Origin of the sequence: Cupriavidus sp. USMAHM13 (assembly GCF_001854285.1) — a bacterium.
Taxonomy (GTDB): Bacteria; Pseudomonadota; Gammaproteobacteria; order Burkholderiales; family Burkholderiaceae; genus Cupriavidus; species Cupriavidus malaysiensis.
Map to the genome: position 1 here is coordinate 2,650,509 of NZ_CP017751.1, position 19,457 is coordinate 2,669,965.

Genomic DNA, 19,457 nt, shown 5'->3' on the forward strand with positions numbered 1-19,457 from the left:
AACGGCCGAACGGCCGAACAACCGAACGGCCGGCGCGGCGGCCGGCGCGGCAGCGGCAGGCCGATGCCCGCCTCCGTCTGCACTACCGCTTCAGCCCTGCGCCGGCTCCGGTGCGGCGGCGCCCCCCGCCGGGCGCTGCCCGCGGGCGGTGGCGGACGCGTGCGTGCCCTCGTCTTCCGGGCGCCGCACGCGGAACCAGGCCGCGTACAGCGCCGGCAGGAACAGCAGCGTCAGCACCGTGGCCACGATCAGGCCGCCCATGATGGCCACCGCCATCGGCCCCCAGAACACCGAGCGCGACAGCGGGATCATGGCCAGCACGGCCGCCGCCGCGGTCAGCACGATGGGCCGGCAGCGGCGCACCGCCGATTCGACGATGGCGTTCCAGGCCGGCACGCCGGCGCGCCGGTCCTGCTCGATCTGGTCGACCAGGATCACCGAGTTGCGGATGATCATGCCCAGCAGCGCAGTGATGCCGAGCTGCGCCACGAAGCCCATCGGCGCGCGCAGCAGCAGCAGCGTGCCGGCGGCGCCGATCAGGCCGAGCGGGCCGGTCAGGAAGACCATCAGCGCGCGCGAGAAGCTGTGCATCTGCAACATCAGCAGGGTGAAGATCAGGAACAGGCACAGCGGCATCTGCGCCGCGATCGAGCCCACCGCCTTGCCGCTTTCCTCCTCGGCGCCGGCCACTTCGATGCGGTAGCCGGCCGGCAGCCCGGCGCGCAGCTTGTCCAGCCCGGGCTTGAGCTGGGCGGCCACGGTCGGGCCCTGGATGCCGTCGGCCACGTCGGCCTGCACGGTCACGCCGAAGTCGCGGTTCTCGCGCCACACCACGCCCGGCTCCGAGCGCAGCGTGATGCGGGCCAGCTGCGTGAGCGGCACCACGCGGCCGCTGGTGGTCGGCACCAGCGCATTGTTCAGGTCCGACATGGCATCGCGCTCGTCGCGCGCGGCACGCATGACGATGTCGATCAGCTTGTCGCCATCGCGGTACTGGCCCACCGTCACGCCGCTCAGCACCGTCTGCGTGGCCCGCGCGATGGCACCGGTGGTCACGCCGAGCGCACGCGCCTTGTCCTGGTCCACTTCCAGGCGCAGCATCTTGACGCTCTCGTTCCAGTTGTCGTTGACGCCGACGGTGTTGGGGTTGGCTTCCATCTGCGCGCGCACCTGATCCGCCAGGCGCCGCACCCCGGCCGCCTCCGGCCCGATCACGCGGAACTGCACCGGATAGGCCACCGGCGGGCCGTTCGGCAGCAGCTTGACGCGCCCGCGCAGCTGGGCGAAGTCGGTGGCCAGCAGGCGCTGCAGGCGCGCCCGCAGCGCCGCGCGCTCGGCCAGGCTGGTCGGCATCACGATCAGCTGCGCCACATTGCTCTGCGGGAAGATCTGGTCCAGCGGCAGGTAGAAACGCGGCGTGCCGCTGCCGACGAAGGTCGTCACGCTTTCGATCTGCGCATCGCCGCGCAGCGCGCGCTCGAAGCGCTTGGCCTCGGCCTCGGTCTGGGCGAAGCTGGCGCCCTCGGGCAGCCACAGCTCCACCATCAGCTCGGGACGGCTGGAGTCGGGGAAGAACTGGCGCTCGACGAACTGGAAGGCGTACAGGCCCAGCGCGAACAGCGCCAGCGTGACCGCGATGACCGATTTGCGCCAGGTCACGCACCAGTCGACCACGCGCCGGAAACGCTCGTACAGCGGGGTGTCGAAGACTTCATGCTCGCCGCCCGGCGCGCCGCCGCCGGCCGCCGCGGCCGGGCGCGTCTTCAGCAGCAAGTAGCCCAGGTAGGGCGTGAAGTACACCGCCGCCAGCCAGGACAGCACCAGCGCCAGCGCCGTCACCGCGAAGATGGCGAAGGTGTACTCGCCCACCGTCGAGCGGGCCAGCCCCACCGGCAGGAAGCCGGCCGCGGTGATCAGCGTGCCGGTCAGCATCGGCATCGCCGTGGAGCTGTAGGCATAGGTGGCCGCGTCCATCTTGGACAGGCCCTGCTCCAGCTTGCGCACCATCATCTCGACCGCGATGATGGCATCGTCCACCAGCAGGCCCAGGGCCACGATCAGCGCGCCCAGCGAGATCTTGTGCAGGCCGATGCCGAACATCGCCATGAAGAGGAAGGTCACCGCCAGCACCAGCGGGATGGTCAGCGCCACCACCAGGCCCGGGCGCGGGTCCAGCCGCAGCGGGCGCCGGTGCAGGCCCAGCGAGAGGAAGCTGACGCCCAGCACCACCACCACGGCCTCGATCAGCACGTGCACGAACTCGCCCACCGAGTGCTGCACCGCCTCGGGCTGGTCCTGCACCTGGTTGATCTCCACGCCCACCGGCAGCTGCGCGCGCAGCGTGTCCATGGTCTGGCGCAGGTCCTTGCCCAGGGCGATGATGTCGCCGCCCTTGGCCATCGAGATGCCCAGGCCGATCACCTCCTTGCCGTTGAAGCGCATCTTGCCCTGCGGCGGATCAACGTAGCCGCGGTAGACGTGCGCGATGTCGCCCAGGCGGATATTGGCCACGCCGTCGGGACCGCGCAGCACCAGCTTCTCCAGGTCGGCCACGTTGCCGAACTGGCCGGACACGCGCACCTGCACGTTGTCGGTGGGCGTGACCAGCACGCCGCTGCCGTTCAGGTTGTTCTGCTGGCCGATCTGGTCGGCGATGGCATTGATGTCCAGGCCGAGCTGGGCCAGCCGCGTCTGGTTGAAGTCGATATAGACCTTCTCGTCCTGCAGCCCCAGCAGCGATACCTTGGCCACGGACGGCACGCGCAGCAGTTGCTGGCGCACCAGGTCGGCATACTCGCGCAGTTCCTTGTAGTTGAAGCCATCCGAGGACAGCGCGTAGATAGAGCCGTAGACGTCGCCGAACTCGTCGTTGAAGAAGGGGCCGCGCACCCCGGCCGGCAGCGTCGGGGCGATATCCCCCACCTTCTTGCGCACGGTGTACCAGATGCGCGCGGTATCGGCCGCCGGCGAGGTGTCCTTGAGCTGGAAGATGATGGTGGTTTCGCCGGGCTTGGAGAAGCTGCGGATCTTGTCCGCGTAGGGCACCTCCTGCAGCTGGCGCTCGATCTTGTCGGTCACCTGCACGGCGATCTGCTCGGCCGTGGCGCCCGGCCAGTAGGCCTGCACCACCATCACGCGGAAGGTGAAGGGCGGGTCCTCATCCTGGCCCAGGCGGAAGAAGGCCAGCATGCCGGCGATCATCAGCACCACCAGCAGGTAGCGCGTCAGCGGCTGGTGCTCCAGCGCCCAGCGCGACAGGTTGAAGCGTGAATGTTCCATCGCCGGGCCCTCAGCCGCGCGCGCCGGCGGCGGCCGATGCCGGCGCTGCGGCGGGAGATACGGCGGGAGATACGGCAGGCGCCATGCCCTGCAGCGGCTTGACCATCTGCCCCGGCTTGAGCAGGTGCACGCCGGCCGTCACCACGCGCTGGCCGGCCGCCAGCCCGCGGCTCACCACCACGTCGTTACCCTCCGGCGCCCCCAGCACCACCGGCACCGGCCGCACCGTGCCGGTACCGGAGCCGTCGCGGCCGGGCTCGTAGATCCACACCTGGTCGCGCCCGCCGCTCTGGTACAGCGCCGTGAGCGGCACGCGGATCACCGGTGCCGGCCCGTCGCGCTCGAAGGTGACGACGGCGGTCATGCCCAGTTTCAGGTCCGCCGGGGCCGCCGGAATGCTGACGCGTGTGGCATAGGTGCGGGTGACCGGATCGGCCGCGCCGGCGATCTCCCGCACCCGGCCGGCCATGACGCGGCCCGGTTCGGCCCAGGTATGGACGCTGACCTCGGTGATGCCGCGCAGCGCGTCCACCTGGTCTTCCGGCAGGCCGATCGCCACCTCCTTCTCGGCGGTCTGCGCCACGCGGATCACCGACTGTCCGGGGCTGACCACCTGCCCGACTTCGGCATCGATGGCGGTGACCACGCCGTCGGCATCGGCATGCAGCACGCCGTAGCCGGTCTGGTTGGCCTGGTTGCGCAGGCTGGCCTGGGCCTGGCGCAGCTTGGACTCGGCGGCGTCCAGGGTGGCGCGGCGGCGGTGCTGCTCGGCCGCGCTGATAAAGCCCTTGGCGAACAGCTCGTCGTAGCGCTTCATGTCGGACGCGGCCAGGTCGCGGTCGGTCTTGGCCGCATCGAACTGCGCGCGCGCGCCGGCCTCCGCCAGGCCGAGGTCGGTCACGTCCAGCCGTGCCAGCGGCTGGCCGCGATGCACGGTGGCGCCGGCGTCGACCAGGCGCGCCGCGATCTTGCCGGCCACGCGGAAGCCCAGGCGCGACTCCACCCGCGGCCGCACCTCGCCGGAAAACGACAGCGCGGTGCTGCCCGCATCCGCGCGCACCTGCAGCAGCCGCACCGGGCGTACCACCTCGGCCGGCGCCGGTTGCTTGCCGCAGCCGGAAGCCAGCAAGGCCAGGCCGGACACGGCCAAGGCGAGCAGCCGGCCGGCCACGCGCCGGCGCGGCCTGGCGCCGCCGGCAGGCGGACTTTCCTGCGACGCAACAGAAAAGGAAACGGGGCAAACCTCGACTTCGGCCGCGGCGTCCGGCCCGGGACAAGACACTGGCATGGGTGAGCTTCAGATCCGAGACGGGCCACGAGCGGGCCCGGTTGGCCGCGGCGCCGGCCGCGGTGGGCAGGACCGCCGGGGAGGCCGGTCCGCATAACTAACTTTGCGGTCAGTAATATAGCGAGCCGTGCCGGGTGCGTCAAACGACAGGCAGCGCCGGCAACGGGTGCCGGCAGCCACACCCGCCCCGAGCGCGGGCCGGCCGGGGGCCGCCTGCGCGCTCCGGGCAAGGTGGCGGCGGTGCTACAATCCGGCCCGTTTCCCTATCCCGGGCGGCGGACGCCACGGCCGCCATGTGCCGGCGCCGTCTCTCGACGCACGCGCTGACGCCCCCGCCGCCGCGCGCCCGCCCCCACACCACCCACACGAGCCTGGCGTGACGCCCGACCAGTATTGCCAAGACAAGGCCGCCCAGAGCGGCTCCAGTTTCTATTACAGCTTCCTGTTCCTGCCGGCCGAGCGCCGGCGCGCCATCACCGCGCTCTACGCCTGGTGCCGCGAGGTCGATGACGTGGTCGACGACCCCCAGGACGCCGGCGTGGCGCACCAGCGGCTGGACTGGTGGCGCGCCGAACTGGCGCGCCTGTTCGACGGCAAGCCCAGCCATCCCGTCACGCAGGCGTTGCAGCCCCACCTGACGGCCTGCGGCCTGCAGGCGGGCGAGCTGGGCGAGGTGCTGGACGGCATGGAGATGGACCTCACGCAGTCACGCTATCTCGACGAGATCGGCCTCACGCGCTATTGCCACTGCGTGGCCGGCGTGGTCGGCGTGATGAGCGCGCGCATCTTCGGCTACACCGATGCCCGCACGCTCGAGTTCGCCGAAAAACTCGGCCAGTCGCTGCAGCTGGTCAATATCCTGCGCGACGTGGGCGAGGATGCCCGGCGCGGCCGCATCTACCTGCCGGTCAACACGCTGCAGCGCTTCGAGGTGCCGGCCTCCGAGGTCCTCAAGGGCGTCTACTCGGAGCGCTTCACCGCGCTGATGCAGTACCACGCCGGCCGTGCCCGCGCGCTGTACCGCGAAGCGCTCGAGCTGCTGCCGCGCGCCGACCGCCGCGCCCAGCGCGCCGGCCTGGTGATGGGGGCGATCTACCACACGCTGCTCGATGAAATCGAGGCCAGCGGCTTCCAGGTGCTGCACCAGCGCATCGGCCTGACGCCGCTGCGCAAGCTCTGGATCGCCTGGAAGACCTGGCTGGCCAACCGCTGAGCCGGCGCCGGGCCCCGACACCGGGCCACCGCCGGCCGGCGCACGCGCCGGAATCTCCCCACGCTGGCACCAAGCACTGGCAAAATGGCCGTTTGCGCCACAGCGCCGCGGCACCACGATGGCCCCGGCGGCGCTGGCGGCCCGGGCAGCCTGCCCTGGCCGTCACCGTGCCGCCCCGGTCCTGCCCCGCAAAGTCCACCCCCGAAGTTCCCGACACCGCCATGCCAGCCTCCCCGACCGCATCCCTGCCCTCCCTGGGCCAGGCCATCCTCGACCGCGCCGACCAGCTCGCCCGCCATTCCGACATGGAGGGCGGCCTCACCTGCGCCTACCTGACGCCCGCCCACCGCGCCGCCCAGGCCCTGCTGGCCGAGTGGATGGCGGCCGCCGGCATGGACGTGCGCGTCGACGCCATCGGCAACGTGATCGGCCGCTATGCGGCGGCGGCCGAGGCCGGCCCCGGCGCGCGCGTGCTGATGACCGGCTCGCACTTCGACACGGTCCGCAACGGCGGCCGCTACGACGGCCGCCTGGGCATCCTGCTGCCGATCGCGGTGGTCGACGCGCTGCATCGCGCCGGCATCCGCCTGCCCTACCATTTCGAGGTGGTGGCCTTCGCCGAAGAGGAAGGCCTGCGTTTCAAGACGAGTTTCCTGGCCAGCAGCGTGCTGGCCGGCCGCTTCGACCCGGCCCTGCTGGAGCGCCACGACACTGCCGGCATCTCGCTGGGCGAAGCGCTGGCGGGCTCGGGCCTGCCCGGCGGCGGCGCTGCCGCCGCGCTGGCGGCCGCGGCCGTCGATCCGGCCAGCCTGCTGGGCTTCATCGAGGTGCACATCGAGCAAGGGCCGGTGCTGCTGCACCACGGCCTGCCGCTCGGCGTGGTGACCCAGATCGCCGGCAGCAGCCGCTTCCAGGTGCGCGTCGGCGGCACCGCCAGCCACGCCGGCACCACGCCGATGAACCTGCGCGCCGATGCGGCGGCGGCCGCCGCCGAGATGGTGCTGCTGGTGGAAGCGCGCTGCGGCGAGGTAGCGTCCCTGGTCGGCACGGTGGGGCAGCTGGAGGTGCCGAACGGTTCGAGCAATGTGATTCCCGGCGCCTGCCATTTCTCGATGGACATCCGCGCCGGCGAGGACGGCATCCGCGAGGCGGCCATCGCCGACATCCTGGCCGGCATCGAGCGCATCGCCGCGCGGCGCGGCGTCAGCGCCCAGGTGGAGCGCGTCACCCCCGTCAACAACGCCCCCTGCGCCCGCTGGCTGATGGACCAGTTCGCCACCGTGCTGGCCAAGCGCGGCCTGCAGGCCTTCGAGCTGCCGTCGGGCGCCGGGCACGACGCCATGATGATGCAGCGCATCACCGACATCGCCATGTTGTTCGTGCGCTGCGGCAACGGCGGCATCAGCCACAATCCGCTGGAGACCATCACGGCCGAGGACGCCCAGCTCGCGGCCGAAGTACTGGTGGACTTCCTGCGCCACTTCCAGCCGCGCCAGGACGCCTGAGGCGCGCGGGCGCGACCCGATGCCGCGGCGCGGCGCTCAGGCGCCGCCGTACATTTCCCGGCCGAGGTCGTAGAGGTTCTGCCGCAAGCGGCGGCGTTCGTCAGGAGAGAGCCGCTCACCACGGTCGCCGCGGGCGCCGCGTTCACTGCGCTCGCCGTTGTCGCGCTCGAAGCGCCGCCGCTCCCGCTCGGGCGGGCGCCGGCCCTCGTGCTTGCGCAGCCGTTCGGCACGAGCGTCGCCGCCATGCAGCAAGCGGCTGATGCCGGCGGACTGGGCCTGGGCGCCGGGGCAGGCGAACAGTGCCGTCATGGCCAGCGCGAAGCACAAGCGTGCGCCGACCGCGCGACGCAAGGCAAGCCAGGGCCGATTGCGGTTCACTTTCATCGATAATGGCGGTTTTGGCTTGGCATAATGGCGGCATCCATGCCGCCGCAAGCCGGGAATCCGGCCTCCCCTGGCGCACCGTGCGGGCTGGAATCCGCGTACCGGCGCGCCAACGCGCCATGGGCGCGGGAGCGGTATGCGCAGCAGTGTAAGGGTGGCACCCCTGCGCGCTGCCATACGTCGGGGTAAAGTATGTAACGTTTTGTTAAGCCATTTTGAGCGAAAGCGAGAGTCGCTAAGATACCGCCATGGAAAATACCAGCCACAAGATTCTTGTCGTGGACGATGATCCGCGTCTGCGCGACCTGCTGCGCCGCTATCTGGGCGAGCAGGGCTTCACGGTGCTGGTGGCGGAGAACGCCACCGCCATGAACAAGCTCTGGCTGCGCGAACGCTTCGACCTGCTGGTGCTCGACCTGATGATGCCCGGCGAAGACGGCCTGTCGATCTGCCGCCGGCTGCGCGGTGCCAACGACCAGACGCCCATCATCATGCTGACCGCCAAGGGCGAGGATGTCGACCGCATCGTCGGCCTCGAAATGGGCGCCGACGACTACCTGCCCAAGCCGTTCAACCCGCGCGAGCTGATCGCGCGCATCCACGCCGTGCTGCGCCGCAAGGGCCCGGCCGAAGTCCCGGGCGCGCCGTCCGAGACGCCGGAAACCTTCGCCTTCGGCGACTTCGTCCTCAACCTGGCCACCCGCACGCTGACCAAGAACGACGAGGAAATCACCCTCACCACCGGCGAGTTCTCGGTACTGAAGGTGTTCGCCCGCCATCCGCGCCAGCCGCTGTCACGCGAGAAGCTGATGGAAATGGCGCGCGGCCGCGAGTACGAGGTGTTCGATCGCAGCCTGGACGTGCAGATCTCGCGCCTGCGCAAGCTGATCGAACCGGACCCGGGCAACCCGCGCTTCATCCAGACGGTCTGGGGCCTCGGCTACGTCTTCATCCCCGACGGCGTCAAGTGATCCGGCCCGGCGTACCCAGGTACGCCGGCGACCGGCCCGCTTCGCGCTGACCAACAACCGCTTCCCTTCCGGCCCCTTCCATCGTGGCGACTGCCCTCAGCCGCACGGCCACGCGCTTCTTCGGTTCGCTGTTCTGGCGGACCTTCATGCTGATCGCCCTGCTGCTGGCACTGTCGCTGGTCATCTGGTTCCAGAGCTACCGCCTGTTCGAGCGCGCCCCGCGCGCCCAGCAGGTGGCGATGCAGGTGGTCAGCGTGGTCAAGCTGACGCGCGCGGCCCTGCTCTACTCCGACCCCGCGCGCCGGCGCTTCCTGCTGCTCGACCTGGTGCAGAACGAAGGCATCAAGGTCTACCCGCGCGAGAAAGAAGACGACTTCAAGGTCCCGAACGCCAATCCCTTCCTGACCCAGCTGGTGCAGCAGGAGATCCGCAACCGGCTGGGCGAGGACACCGTCATCGCCACCACGGTCAACGACATCCCGGGCATCTGGGTCAGCTTCGAGATCGAGGGGGATGATTACTGGGTGGCGATCAGCCCGGAACGCTTCGAGCGCGTGTCGGGCGTGCAGTGGCTGTGGTGGAGCGTGGCCGCGCTGCTGCTGTCGATCTTCGGCGCGGCCTTCATCACCGCGCGCGTCAACTACCCGCTCAAGCGCCTGGCCAACGCCGCGCGCGCCATCGGTGCCGGCGGCGACCCGCCGCCGCTGCCCGAGCACGGCGCCAGCGAAGTGGCGCAGGCCAACCACAGCTTCAACCAGATGGTGCGTGACCTGCGCCAGCTCGACGACGACCGCGCGGTGATGCTGGCCGGCATCTCGCACGACCTGCGCACCCCGCTGACGCGGCTGCGGCTCGAGACCGAGCTGTCGCCGGCCGACGAAGCCACGCGCGACGCGATGATCGCCGACATCGAGCAGATGGATGCCATCATCGGCCAGTTCCTCAACTATGCGCGCCCGCCCCAGGAAAGCGCCGAGCCGGTCGACCTGTCGGCGCTGGTGCAGGAAGCGGTGGGCGTCTATGCCGCGCACGACGACGTGCGCGTGCGCGTGCGGGCCAGCGAGCCGGTGATGGCCGTGGCCAGCCGCATGGAGATCCAGCGCATTCTCGACAACCTGGTGGAGAATGCGCGCCGCTACGGCAAGGACGAGGACAGCGGCATGGCCGAGGTGGAGATCAGCACCCACGTGCAGGACAAGGAAGCCGTGCTGACAGTGGCCGACCACGGCGGCGGCGTGCCCGAGTCGCAGCTCACCCTGCTCACGCGGCCCTTCTACCGCCTCGACAGCGCGCGCAGCGAAGCCAAGGGCACGGGGCTGGGGATGTCCATCGTCAACCGCATCCTGCAGCGCAGCGGCGGCCGCCTGCTGCTCGCCAACCGCCCGCCGCCCGCCACCGGGCTGGTGGTCAGCGCCTGTTTCCGGCGCGCCTGAGCGCGCCTGAGCCCACCGGTGCCGCGCGGCCGCTTTCCCGCGCGGCCTTGTCGCCCCGATCTCCCCCGCAGCTTCCAAATGCGCCTCGCGCGGCACTCCCTGCCGCGCGAGGACGGTCAACCCCCACTTTCCTCCCCCGCTGACAGGCTTTTGACAGCCTATGATAGGGAGTTGAAAGGGCTTTGACAGCGAATTGACAGCGACTGGGCGCACACTTGCCGCACACCGCAGCGGGCGCCAGACACCACGTCTCCACCGGCCTCCGGCCAACGCCCGCAGCAAGATCCGCGCGGACCACGCGCACCTCAGAAAACAGGCCCCCGGAACCCACCGGGAGCGTTGGAGAGACAGTCATGTCAGCTACCCCCACCCATAGTCAATCCGGGTTCCGCACGGTATTCCGCGTGGTCAGCGGCAACTTCCTGGAAATGTACGACTTCATGGTGTACGGCTTCTATGCCGCCGCCATCGCCAAGGCGTTCTTCCCGGCGCACAGCGAGTTCGCCTCGCTGATGCTGTCGCTGGCCACCTTCGGGGCCGGCTTCCTGATGCGCCCCCTCGGCGCCATCTTCCTCGGCGCCTACATCGACCACCACGGCCGCCGCAAGGGCCTGATCGTCACGCTGATGCTGATGGCCATGGGCACGCTGCTGATCGCGCTGGTGCCCGGCTACGCGACCATCGGCGTCGCCGCGCCGCTGCTGGTGCTGTTCGGCCGGCTGCTGCAGGGCTTCTCGGCGGGCGTGGAACTGGGCGGTGTCTCGGTCTACCTGTCCGAGATCGCCAAGCCCGGCCAGAAAGGCTTCTACGTGGCGTGGCAGTCGGCCAGCCAGCAAGTGGCGGTGATCTTCGCCGGCCTGCTGGGCGTCGTGCTGCACTCCACCCTGGCCCCCGAGCAGATGACCTCCTGGGGCTGGCGCGTGCCCTTCTTGATCGGCTGCATGATCGTGCCCTTCCTCTTCATCATCCGCCGCTCGCTGGAAGAAACCGAGGAATTCAAGCAGCGCAAGCACCGTCCGAGCGTGGGCGAGATCTACCGCTCGATGGCCGAGAACTGGGGCATCATCCTGGCCGGCTGCATGCTGGTGGTGATGACCACGGTGTCGTTCTACATGATCACCGCCTACACCCCGACCTTCGGCAAGACCGTGCTCAAGCTGGACGACGTCGACAACCTGATCGTGACGATGTGCGTGGGCCTGTCCAACTTCATCTGGCTGCCGCTGATGGGCGCCGTGTCGGACCGGCTGGGCCGCAAGCCGCTGCTGGTGTTCTTCACCGCCGCCACCATCCTGACCGCCTACCCGGCCGTATCGTGGCTGGTCGCCGAGCCCTCCTTCGGCCGCCTGCTGATGGTGGAGTTGTGGCTGTCCTTCCTGTACGGCAGCTATAACGGCGCCATGGTGGTGACGCTGACCGAAGTGATGCCCCCGGCCGTGCGCACCGCCGGCTTCTCGCTGGCCTACAGCCTGGCTACCGCGCTGTTCGGCGGCTTCACCCCGGCCATCTCGACCTACCTGATCCACGCCACTGGCAACAAGGCCGCCCCCGGCCTGTGGCTGACCTTCGCCGCGGTGTGCGGCCTGATCGCCACCCTCACCATCTTGCGCCGCGGCCGCCAGCAATCGGCGCTGCAGACGGCCTGAAGTCAGGCGGACCGGACGAACGGGCGGCGCACGCCGGTGCGCCGCTCGCGCCCTCTCCCTTCCGCTTCCCTGCCGCTTCCCTTCCGCTTCCCTGCCGGATCCCTTCCGAACGGACAGGGGCTGGCGCCATCGGCGCCGCCCCTCCCCCGGCTCCCGGCCTCCCGCAGTGCAGCGCGACCCTCCGCGCCAGACCCGGGCATGCGCCCGCCGCCGTCCCGCCGGTGCTGGAAACCGCACGCTTCGCCGCGATTCCGCATCCTGTCACACGCCTGCCTATCGCCCTGTTTGAGAATATCAATTAGCCCCGCCGGCCGGGATGACGCATAATCAGCACTCATTGCATTGCGCAGCCCAGGCCGGCCAGGCCGGACCGCGCATCGCGTGCGTCTCTCTTAACCCAATCAGGAGAAGTGTCTATGAAGACCGTTGGTGACAAGCTCGAAGCCTTCAACGTCGTCGGCGTCAAGCCGGGTTTCAACAACCACGAAGAGAACGGTCAGTCGGCCTTCGAAGACATCAACGAGAAGTCGTTCGAAGGCAAGTGGAAGATCATCTACTTCTACCCGAAGGACTTCACCTTCGTGTGCCCGACCGAAATCGTGGCCTTCGCCAAGCTGAACAACGACTTCGCCGACCGTGACGCCATCGTGCTGGGCGGCTCGACCGACAACGAGTTCGTCAAGCTGGCATGGCGCCGCGAACACAAGGACCTGAACAAGCTGAACCAGTGGCAATTCGCCGACGTGACCGGTTCGCTGGTCGACCAGCTGGGCGTGCGTGACAAGGAAGCCGGCGTTGCCCTGCGCGCCACCTTCGTGGTCGACCCGCACAACGTGATCCAGCACGTGTCGGTGAACAACCTGAACGTCGGCCGCAACCCGGACGAAGTCCTGCGTATCCTGGACGGCCTGCAAACCGACGAGCTGTGCCCCTGCAACCGCGCTGTCGGCGGCGCCACGCTGTAATCACAGCCAGGCGATGCAGCCGCGCGCTGCCGGCATGCCCTGCCGGCAGCCGTACGCGATGCGGCTGCGCGGGGCCCCGCCCCGTGCAGCCAAACCCGCTGATGCGGGTTTTTTGAGCCCCGAACGATAGGAGAATTTTATGGAATTCCTCGCGACGATCAAGAATCTCATCCCCGACTACGCCAAGGACATCCGCCTGAACGTGGACGGCACCATCGCCCGCTCCTCGCTGGAAGGCAATGACGCGGTCGGCGTGGCCCTGGCAGCCGCCTTCGCCGCCAAGAGCAAGATCATCGTGGACGCCATCCGCAACGCCGGTGTGCTGTCCCCCGAGGAAACCAACGGCGCGCTGACCGCCGCCTCCTTGATGGGCATGAACAACGTCTGGTATCCGTACGTCGAGATGGCCGGCGACGCCGACCTGTCGAGCCAGCCGGCCGGCCTGCGCATGAACGCCTACGCCACCCATGGCGGCGTGGACAAGCGCCGCTTCGAGATGTACGCGCTGGCCGCCTCCATCGTCGGCAAGTGCCATTTCTGCGTGCAGTCGCACTACAAGCTGCTGAAGGACGAACAGGGCATGACCACCCAGCAGCTGCGCGACGTCGGCCGCATCGCCGCCGTGATCTCGGCGGCGGCCAATGTGATCGCGGCCGAGTAAGACTGCCGCGCGCCGGCTCCCAGGGCCGGCGCTTTTGCGCCAGGCGCCCCGCAGCGGGCGGTTCTCCAGCGCGCTCCCCTGGCGGGAGCGCGTTTTTTTCTTGCCGGCGCCGCCCGGCCGACCCGCTGACCTGCCGCTTGGTGTGCGACACCCTGTGCCACGCCATGCGACGGGCTGCGCGCGGGCGCCGGACGGCCTACAATCCAGGAAAAAGGAGACAGCGCCCGCCGCGCCCACCACACCGCCGACATGAGTTCCCTGCCCTCACACACTTCCCCGCGCTTCCGCTACCGTCTCGCCACCGTGCAGGACTGGGGCGACATCGCCGCCGTCACGCAGCAGGCTTACTCGCAATACGAGCTGGAAATCATGGAAGACTGCCGCGCCTCGTTCCAGCGCGGCATGCAGTCGGTGCTGGCCGCGTCCGGCGCCGACATGGAATGGTGGGTGGCGGAGACCGATCACGGCATCAGCGGCGCCGTGCTGTTCTGCCATCCCGGCGCCACCCTGCCGGCACTCGACGGCAGCACCGTCACGCTGGCGCTGCCCGAGGCGCGGCTGCTGTCGGTCAGTCCGGAAGCGCGCGGCCTGGGGCTGGGCCATACGCTGATGCAGGTCTGCATCCAGCGTGCGCGCGACATCGGCGCGGCCACGCTGCTGGTGCGCGCCATGCCCGAGATGCGCTCGGCCGTGCAGCTTTGCGAGCGCATGGGCTTCGTACGGCGCACCGAAGCCGGCTCACGCAGCGGCCCTCTGGCGCGCGTGATCGACTTCAGCTATCCGCTGTCGCCGGCCGAGAACCAGGCGTCGGCAACGTCGGCAAGCTGAACGGCGGCGCCTGCCGCCGCTCCGCTCAGTCCTGCGCGCTGGTGGCCAGTGCGCCGCGCCACAGCAGCACCACGGCCTGCGCCACGATGCCTTCCTGGCGGCCCTCGAAACCCAGCTTCTCGTTGGTCTTGGCCTTGACGTTGCAACGTCCCGGCGCCAGGTCGAGGTCGGCCGCGAGGTTGTCCACCATGGCGCCGATATGCGGCGCCAGCTTGGGCTGCTGGGCGATCACCGTGGCATCGACGTTGCCGATCTCGTAGCCGGCCGCGCGCACGCGGCGGGCCGCCTCGCGCAGCAGCACGCGGCTGTCGGCGCCGGCGAACTGCGGATCGGTGTCAGGAAAATGGCGGCCGATGTCGCCCAGCCCGGCCGCGCCGAACAGCGCGTCGGTGATGGCGTGCAGCAGCGCGTCGGCATCGGAGTGGCCGAGCAGGCCACGATCGTGCGGAATCTCCACGCCGCCCAGGATCAGCTTGCGCCCCGGCACCAGGGCGTGTACGTCGTAGCCCTGGCCCACGCGAATGTCGAAGGGTGTCATGCCTGGTTCGCTCCTTTGCGAGAATCGCCGGCCGCCGGGTCGCCAAGCAACACCTCGGCCAGCGCGAAATCTTCGGGATAGGTGACCTTGAAATTGCGCAGCGAGCCGTTGACCAGGCGCGGACGCAGGCCCAGCCGCTCGATCGCGCTGGCCTCGTCGGTCACCACCGCGCCCTCGGCCAGCGCATCCTGCAGCGCCTGGCGCAGCACGCCGATGCGGAACATCTGCGGCGTCTGCGCCTGCCACAGGCCATCGCGCGCCACCGTGGCGCCGATGCGCGCGTCCTCGCCGGCCCGCTTCAGCGTATCGGGCACCGGCACCGCCAGGATGCCGCCGATGGCGGCGTCGGGGCCATCGCCCTCCACCGCGCGGATCAGCGTATGGATCATGGTCGGCGTCAGCCCGGGACGGGCCGCGTCGTGCACCAGCACCCAGTCGCGGTCGCTGGCGCCCATCTGCGCCAGGTGATGCAGGCCCGCCAGCACCGAAGCGTGGCGCGAATCGCCGCCCACGAAGGCGGTATCGAAACGCAGCCCGGCAAAGGCATCGGCGCCGAAGCGTGCCGCCAGCGGCATGTCGTCCGGGGCCAGCACCAGTGCCGTGCCGCTGATGGCCTCGCAGGCGCTGAAGGCAGCCAGCGCGTACCACAGCATGGGGCGGCCGGCGACGGTCTGGTATTGCTTGGGCAAGGGACCGCCGGCGCGGCTGCCGGTACCGGCACAGGGGATCAGGGCGAAGCGGCGGTCGGACACGGGCAGGACGCTGGGCGTGGCAATGGATGAGGGAAAGGCGGCTGGCGCGGAGCGGGCCTCCGGCCCGCGGCACGCCGCGCCGGTGCGGCGCAGGATCGACGCGCATTCTATAATACGGCCCTTGCCTGCCGCTACGGCAGCGTGCGCCACGGCGCCGCGGATCCGCCACCTGGCGCTTTCGCGCCGCGCGCACGCCACGTCGCGCCGGCAGACCGCACCCCGCCCCGGATCGTTGGCGGGGTGTTTGCGTTGAATCCGGCGTGCGCAGCCAACCGAAGTTCATGCCGCACGCCCAGCCGTCTTTCGCCGTCCCGACACCCGTACCGAACACAGACAACCCCTGACCCGCCGCCGCGCCCGCCAGCCCGCATCGCGCACCGCCGCCCTGCCACCGCGCAGCGCGTGCCGCGCAGCCGATGCCGCCGCCTGCCGCGAACCGGCGCGCCCCATCGACCATGCCCGACGCTCCGTCCCTTCCGCTTCCCGTCTCCCTGCCGCTGCTCAAATCCGGCCAGCGCCATACCGTGGCCGGCCTGCACGGCTCCGCCGACGCGCTGGCACTGGCGGCCTATGCCCGCCAGATGAAAGGACAGGCGCCGATGCTGGCCGTGGTCTGCGCCAGCGCCGTCGACGCGCAACGCCTGGCCGAGGAGATTCCCTGGTTCGCGCCCGAGCTGCGCGTGCGCCTCCTGCCTGATTGGGAAACGCTGCCCTATGACAGCTTCTCGCCGCACCAGGACCTGGTCTCCGAGCGGCTGGCCACGCTGCACGACATCCAGGGCAGCCAGTGCGACGTGATGCTGGTGCCCGCCTCGACCGCGCTGTACCGGCTCGCGCCGCCGTCCTTCCTGGCCGCCTACACCTTCTTCTTCAAGCAAGGCGAGCGGCTGGACGAAAACGCGCTCAAGTCGCAGTTCACGCTGGCCGGCTACGAGCATGTCAGCGCGGTGATGCGCCCCGGCGAATACAGCGTGCGCGGTGGCCTGATCGACCTGTTCCCGATGGGCTCGGCGCTGCCCTACCGCATCGACCTGTTCGGCGACGAGATCGAGACCATCCGCGCCTTCGACCCCGACACCCAGCGCAGCCTGTATCCGGTCAAGGAGGTGCGGCTGCTGCCGGGACGCGAGTTCCCGCTCGACGAAGCCGCCCGCACCGCCTTCCGCGGCCGCTGGCGCGAAGTGTTCGAGGGTGACCCGAGCAAATCGCCGATCTACAAGGACATCGGCAACGGCGTGCCCTCGGCCGGCATCGAGTACTACCTGCCGCTGTTCTTCGAACAGACCGCCACCGTCTTCGACTACCTGCCCGCCGACACCCAGCTTGCCTTCGTCGGCGAGATCGACGAGGCGGTGCGACGCTTCTGGGCCGACACCACGCAGCGCTACAACTTCATGCGGCACGACCGCGAGCGCCCGCTGCTGCCGCCCGCCGACCTGTTCCTCTCCGACGAAGCCTTCTTCATCGCCGCCAAGCCCTACGCGCGCCTGGTGCTGCAGGCCGGCGACGGGCGCGGCGAAGCCGTCAGCGCCACGCTGCCCGACGTCTCCGTCAACCGCCGCGCCGAAGACCCGCTGGTCAACCTGGAAGCGCTGCTGCTCGACAAGCAGCGCCGCGTGCTGATGTGCGCCGACTCGGCCGGGCGCCGCGAGACGCTGCTGCAGTTCTTCGCCGAGAGCGGCCTGCGCCCGCTGCCGGTGGACGACTTCGCCGCCTTCCTGGCCGGCGACAGCCACTTTTCCATCGTGGTGGCGCCGCTGCAGAGCGGCTTCGGCCTGCCCGGCGCCGCCGGCGCCCCGGCCCTGGTCACCGAAGCCGAGCTGTACGCCGGCACCGCGCGCCGCGCCGGCCGCCGCAAGCAGGAACAGGCCAGCACCGTCGATTCGATGGTGCGCGACCTCGCCGAGCTCAAGATCGGTGACCCGGTGGTGCACAGCGAGCATGGCATCGGCCGCTACCAGGGCCTGGTCTCGATGGACCTGGGCAACGGCGATGAAGAGTTCCTGCACCTCGACTACGAGAAGGGCGCACGCCTGTACGTGCCGGTGCACCAGCTCCACGTGATCTCGCGCTATTCCGGCGCCGATCCCGACACCGCGCCGTTGCACCAGCTCGGCTCCGGCCAGTGGGACCGCGCCAAGCGTAAAGCCGCCCAGCAGATCCGCGACACCGCCGCCGAGCTGCTGAACCTGTACGCCCGCCGTGCCGCGCGCGAAGGCTTCGCCTTCCCGCTCTCGCCCAAGGACTACGAGACCTTCGCCGAGAGCTTCGGTTTCGAGGAAACGCCGGACCAGGCCGCGGCCATCGCCGCCGTCATCGCCGACATGACCTCGGGCAAGCCGATGGACCGCCTGGTGTGCGGCGACGTCGGCTTCGGCAAGACCGAGGTGGCGCTGCGCGCGGCCTTCGTCGCCGTGCTGGGCGGCAAGCAGGTGGCCATGCTGGCGCCCACCACGCTGCTGGCCGAGCAGCACTTCCAGAACCTGTCGGACCGCTTCGCCGACTGGCCGGTGCGCATCGTCGAGCTGTCGCGCTTCAAGACCAAGAAAGAGATCGACGCCGCCGTCAAGCAGATCAACGAAGGCGCCGCCGACATCGTCATCGGCACCCACAAGATGCTGTCCGACGACGTCAAGTTCCAGCGCCTGGGCCTGGTCATCATCGACGAGGAACACCGTTTCGGCGTGCGCCAGAAGGAAGCGCTCAAGACGCTGCGCGCCGAAGTGGACGTGCTGACGCTGACCGCCACCCCGATCCCGCGCACGCTGGGCATGGCGCTGGAAGGCCTGCGCGACTTCTCCGTGATCGCCACCGCGCCGCAGAAGCGCCTGGCCATCAAGACCTTCGTGCGGCGCGAGGAAGACAGCGTGATCCGCGAGGCCATCCTGCGCGAGCTCAAGCGCGGCGGCCAGGTCTACTTCCTGCACAACGAAGTCGAGACCATCGAGAACAAGCGCGCCAAGCTGGCCGAACTGGTACCCGAGGCGCGCATCGCGGTGGCGCACGGCCAGATGCACGAACGCGAGCTGGAGCGCGTGATGCGGGACTTCGTCGCCCGCCGCGACAACATCCTGCTGTGCACCACCATCATCGAGACCGGCATCGACGTGCCGACCGCCAACACCATCCTGATCCACCGCGCCGACAAGTTCGGCCTGGCGCAGCTGCACCAGCTGCGCGGGCGCGTCGGGCGCTCGCACCACCAGGCCTATGCCTACCTGCTGGTGCACGATCCGGAAGGCCTCAGCAAGCAGGCCACGCGCCGGCTGGAGGCCATCCAGCAGATGGAGGAACTGGGCTCCGGCTTCTACCTCGCCATGCACGACCTGGAAATCCGCGGCGCCGGCGAGGTGCTGGGCGACAAGCAGTCGGGCGAGATCCACGAGATCGGCTTCCAGCTCTACACCGACATGCTCAACACCGCCGTCAAGGCGCTCAAGGCCGGCAAGGAACCCGACCTGCTGGCGCCGCTGTCGGCCACCACCGAGATCAACCTCGGCACCCCGGCGCTGCTGCCCAACGACTACTGCGCCGACGTGCACGAGCGGCTCTCGCTGTACAAGCGGTTGGCCAACTGCGAAACCGCCGAGGCCGTCGACGATATCCAGGAAGAGCTGGTCGACCGCTTCGGCCGCCTGCCGCCGCAGGCGCTGGCGCTGATCGAGACCCACCGCCTGCGCATCGCCGCGGTACCGCTGGGCGTGCGCAAGATCGACGCCGGCGAAGCCTCGCTGGCGCTGCAGTTCGTGCCCAACCCGCCGATCGACGCCATGCGCATCATCGACCTCGTGCAGAAGAACCGCCACATCAAGCTGGCCGGACAGGACAAGCTGCGCGTGGAAGCCAAGATGCCGGACGTGGCCGCGCGCGCGCAGCAGATCAAGCAGACGCTGCGGCAGCTGAGCTGAGCTGAGCTGAGCTGAGCTGAGCCGGCAGTTCCATTGAGCTTCATTGCGGCCCCGGGTTGGCAGGCCCCCGCCGATCGGGGCGGCCG

The 19,457-nt window shown here is 69.9% G+C and carries 14 protein-coding genes; 9 read left to right on the forward strand and 5 right to left on the reverse strand.

All coding sequences use genetic code 11. The features are described 5' to 3' along the window. Positions 1-90: 90 nt before the first annotated feature. Positions 91-3,279 (reverse strand): efflux RND transporter permease subunit, encoded by a 3,189-nt coding sequence (locus BKK81_RS11620; RefSeq protein WP_071012975.1) that lies wholly within the window; start codon positions 3,277-3,279, stop codon positions 91-93. Between the two features lie 10 nt (positions 3,280-3,289). Next, positions 3,290-4,567 carry an efflux RND transporter periplasmic adaptor subunit gene (locus BKK81_RS11625; protein WP_071012976.1) on the reverse strand — a complete coding sequence of 426 codons (1,278 nt, stop codon included), beginning with the start codon at positions 4,565-4,567 and terminating at the stop codon, positions 3,290-3,292. Positions 4,568-4,943: 376 nt separating this feature from the next. Between BKK81_RS11625 and hpnD the strand changes: the two genes are divergently transcribed. Together hpnD and BKK81_RS11635 are read left to right on the forward strand one after the other, a co-directional pair. Continuing rightward, positions 4,944-5,780: a presqualene diphosphate synthase HpnD gene (hpnD, locus tag BKK81_RS11630; RefSeq protein WP_071012977.1), complete on the forward strand. Its 837-nt coding sequence runs from the start codon at positions 4,944-4,946 to the stop codon at positions 5,778-5,780. A 221-nt stretch (positions 5,781-6,001) separates the two neighbouring features. Then, positions 6,002-7,285: a Zn-dependent hydrolase gene (locus tag BKK81_RS11635; RefSeq protein ID WP_071012979.1), complete on the forward strand. Its 1,284-nt coding sequence runs from the start codon at positions 6,002-6,004 to the stop codon at positions 7,283-7,285. A 36-nt stretch (positions 7,286-7,321) separates the two neighbouring features. Here the strand turns inward: BKK81_RS11635 and BKK81_RS11640 are convergent, their stop codons facing one another. After that, positions 7,322-7,594 carry a hypothetical protein gene (locus tag BKK81_RS11640; RefSeq protein WP_231907911.1) on the reverse strand — a complete coding sequence of 91 codons (273 nt, stop codon included), beginning with the start codon at positions 7,592-7,594 and terminating at the stop codon, positions 7,322-7,324. Positions 7,595-7,917: 323 nt separating this feature from the next. Here BKK81_RS11640 and ompR point away from each other — a divergent pair, with 323 nt between their 5' ends. The 6 genes from ompR to BKK81_RS11670 all read left to right on the forward strand — a co-directional run bounded on the left by ompR (position 7,918) and on the right by BKK81_RS11670 (position 14,173). Beyond that, positions 7,918-8,640 (forward strand): osmolarity response regulator transcription factor OmpR, encoded by a 723-nt coding sequence (gene ompR, locus BKK81_RS11645; protein WP_006576352.1) that lies wholly within the window; start codon positions 7,918-7,920, stop codon positions 8,638-8,640. 83 nt (positions 8,641-8,723) lie between these two features. Then, entirely contained in the window at positions 8,724-10,073 is a 1,350-nt protein-coding gene (locus BKK81_RS11650; RefSeq protein WP_071012983.1) for an ATP-binding protein, read from the forward strand. A 353-nt stretch (positions 10,074-10,426) separates the two neighbouring features. Then, positions 10,427-11,719, forward strand: a complete 1,293-nt coding sequence (locus BKK81_RS11655; RefSeq protein ID WP_071012984.1) for an MFS transporter — start codon at positions 10,427-10,429, stop codon at positions 11,717-11,719. A 416-nt stretch (positions 11,720-12,135) separates the two neighbouring features. Next, positions 12,136-12,684: a peroxiredoxin gene (locus tag BKK81_RS11660; protein WP_071012986.1), complete on the forward strand. Its 549-nt coding sequence runs from the start codon at positions 12,136-12,138 to the stop codon at positions 12,682-12,684. A 139-nt stretch (positions 12,685-12,823) separates the two neighbouring features. After that, positions 12,824-13,345, forward strand: coding sequence for a carboxymuconolactone decarboxylase family protein (locus BKK81_RS11665; RefSeq protein WP_071012988.1), 522 nt, complete (start codon positions 12,824-12,826; stop codon positions 13,343-13,345). 249 nt (positions 13,346-13,594) lie between these two features. After that, entirely contained in the window at positions 13,595-14,173 is a 579-nt protein-coding gene (locus BKK81_RS11670; RefSeq protein WP_071012989.1) for a GNAT family N-acetyltransferase, read from the forward strand. A gap of 25 nt (positions 14,174-14,198) precedes the next feature. On the opposite strand, the gene ispF is transcribed toward BKK81_RS11670, so the two are convergent. Both ispF and ispD read right to left on the reverse strand, forming a co-directional pair. Then, on the reverse strand, positions 14,199-14,711 hold the full coding sequence (ispF, locus tag BKK81_RS11675; protein WP_071012991.1) for a 2-C-methyl-D-erythritol 2,4-cyclodiphosphate synthase: 513 nt from the start codon (positions 14,709-14,711) through the stop codon (positions 14,199-14,201). Further along, positions 14,708-15,463 (reverse strand): 2-C-methyl-D-erythritol 4-phosphate cytidylyltransferase, encoded by a 756-nt coding sequence (gene ispD / locus BKK81_RS11680; RefSeq protein ID WP_156811246.1) that lies wholly within the window; start codon positions 15,461-15,463, stop codon positions 14,708-14,710. The genes ispF and ispD overlap by 4 nt, the downstream gene beginning before the upstream one ends. Before the next feature lie 416 nt (positions 15,464-15,879). On the opposite strand from ispD, the gene mfd reads away from it, so the two are divergent. Further along, positions 15,880-19,371, forward strand: a complete 3,492-nt coding sequence (gene mfd / locus BKK81_RS11685; RefSeq protein ID WP_442873378.1) for a transcription-repair coupling factor — start codon at positions 15,880-15,882, stop codon at positions 19,369-19,371. The last annotated feature ends 86 nt before the right edge of the window (positions 19,372-19,457 follow it).

Bases quoted from the DNA above. Each gene is read 5' to 3' on its own strand.
- mfd (WP_442873378.1), top strand. From the start codon at position 15,880: ATGCCGCCGCCTGCCGCGAACCGGCGCGCCCCATCGACCATGCCCGAC.
- BKK81_RS11620 (WP_071012975.1), bottom strand. From the start codon at position 3,279: ATGGAACATTCACGCTTCAACCTGTCGCGCTGGGCGCTGGAGCACCAG.
- BKK81_RS11660 (WP_071012986.1), top strand. From the start codon at position 12,136: ATGAAGACCGTTGGTGACAAGCTCGAAGCCTTCAACGTCGTCGGCGTC.
- BKK81_RS11635 (WP_071012979.1), top strand. From the start codon at position 6,002: ATGCCAGCCTCCCCGACCGCATCCCTGCCCTCCCTGGGCCAGGCCATC.
- BKK81_RS11625 (WP_071012976.1), bottom strand. From the start codon at position 4,567: ATGCCAGTGTCTTGTCCCGGGCCGGACGCCGCGGCCGAAGTCGAGGTT.
- ispF (WP_071012991.1), bottom strand. From the start codon at position 14,711: ATGACACCCTTCGACATTCGCGTGGGCCAGGGCTACGACGTACACGCC.
- BKK81_RS11640 (WP_231907911.1), bottom strand. From the start codon at position 7,594: ATGACGGCACTGTTCGCCTGCCCCGGCGCCCAGGCCCAGTCCGCCGGC.
- ompR (WP_006576352.1), top strand. From the start codon at position 7,918: ATGGAAAATACCAGCCACAAGATTCTTGTCGTGGACGATGATCCGCGT.
- BKK81_RS11655 (WP_071012984.1), top strand. From the start codon at position 10,427: ATGTCAGCTACCCCCACCCATAGTCAATCCGGGTTCCGCACGGTATTC.
- BKK81_RS11665 (WP_071012988.1), top strand. From the start codon at position 12,824: ATGGAATTCCTCGCGACGATCAAGAATCTCATCCCCGACTACGCCAAG.
- BKK81_RS11670 (WP_071012989.1), top strand. From the start codon at position 13,595: ATGAGTTCCCTGCCCTCACACACTTCCCCGCGCTTCCGCTACCGTCTC.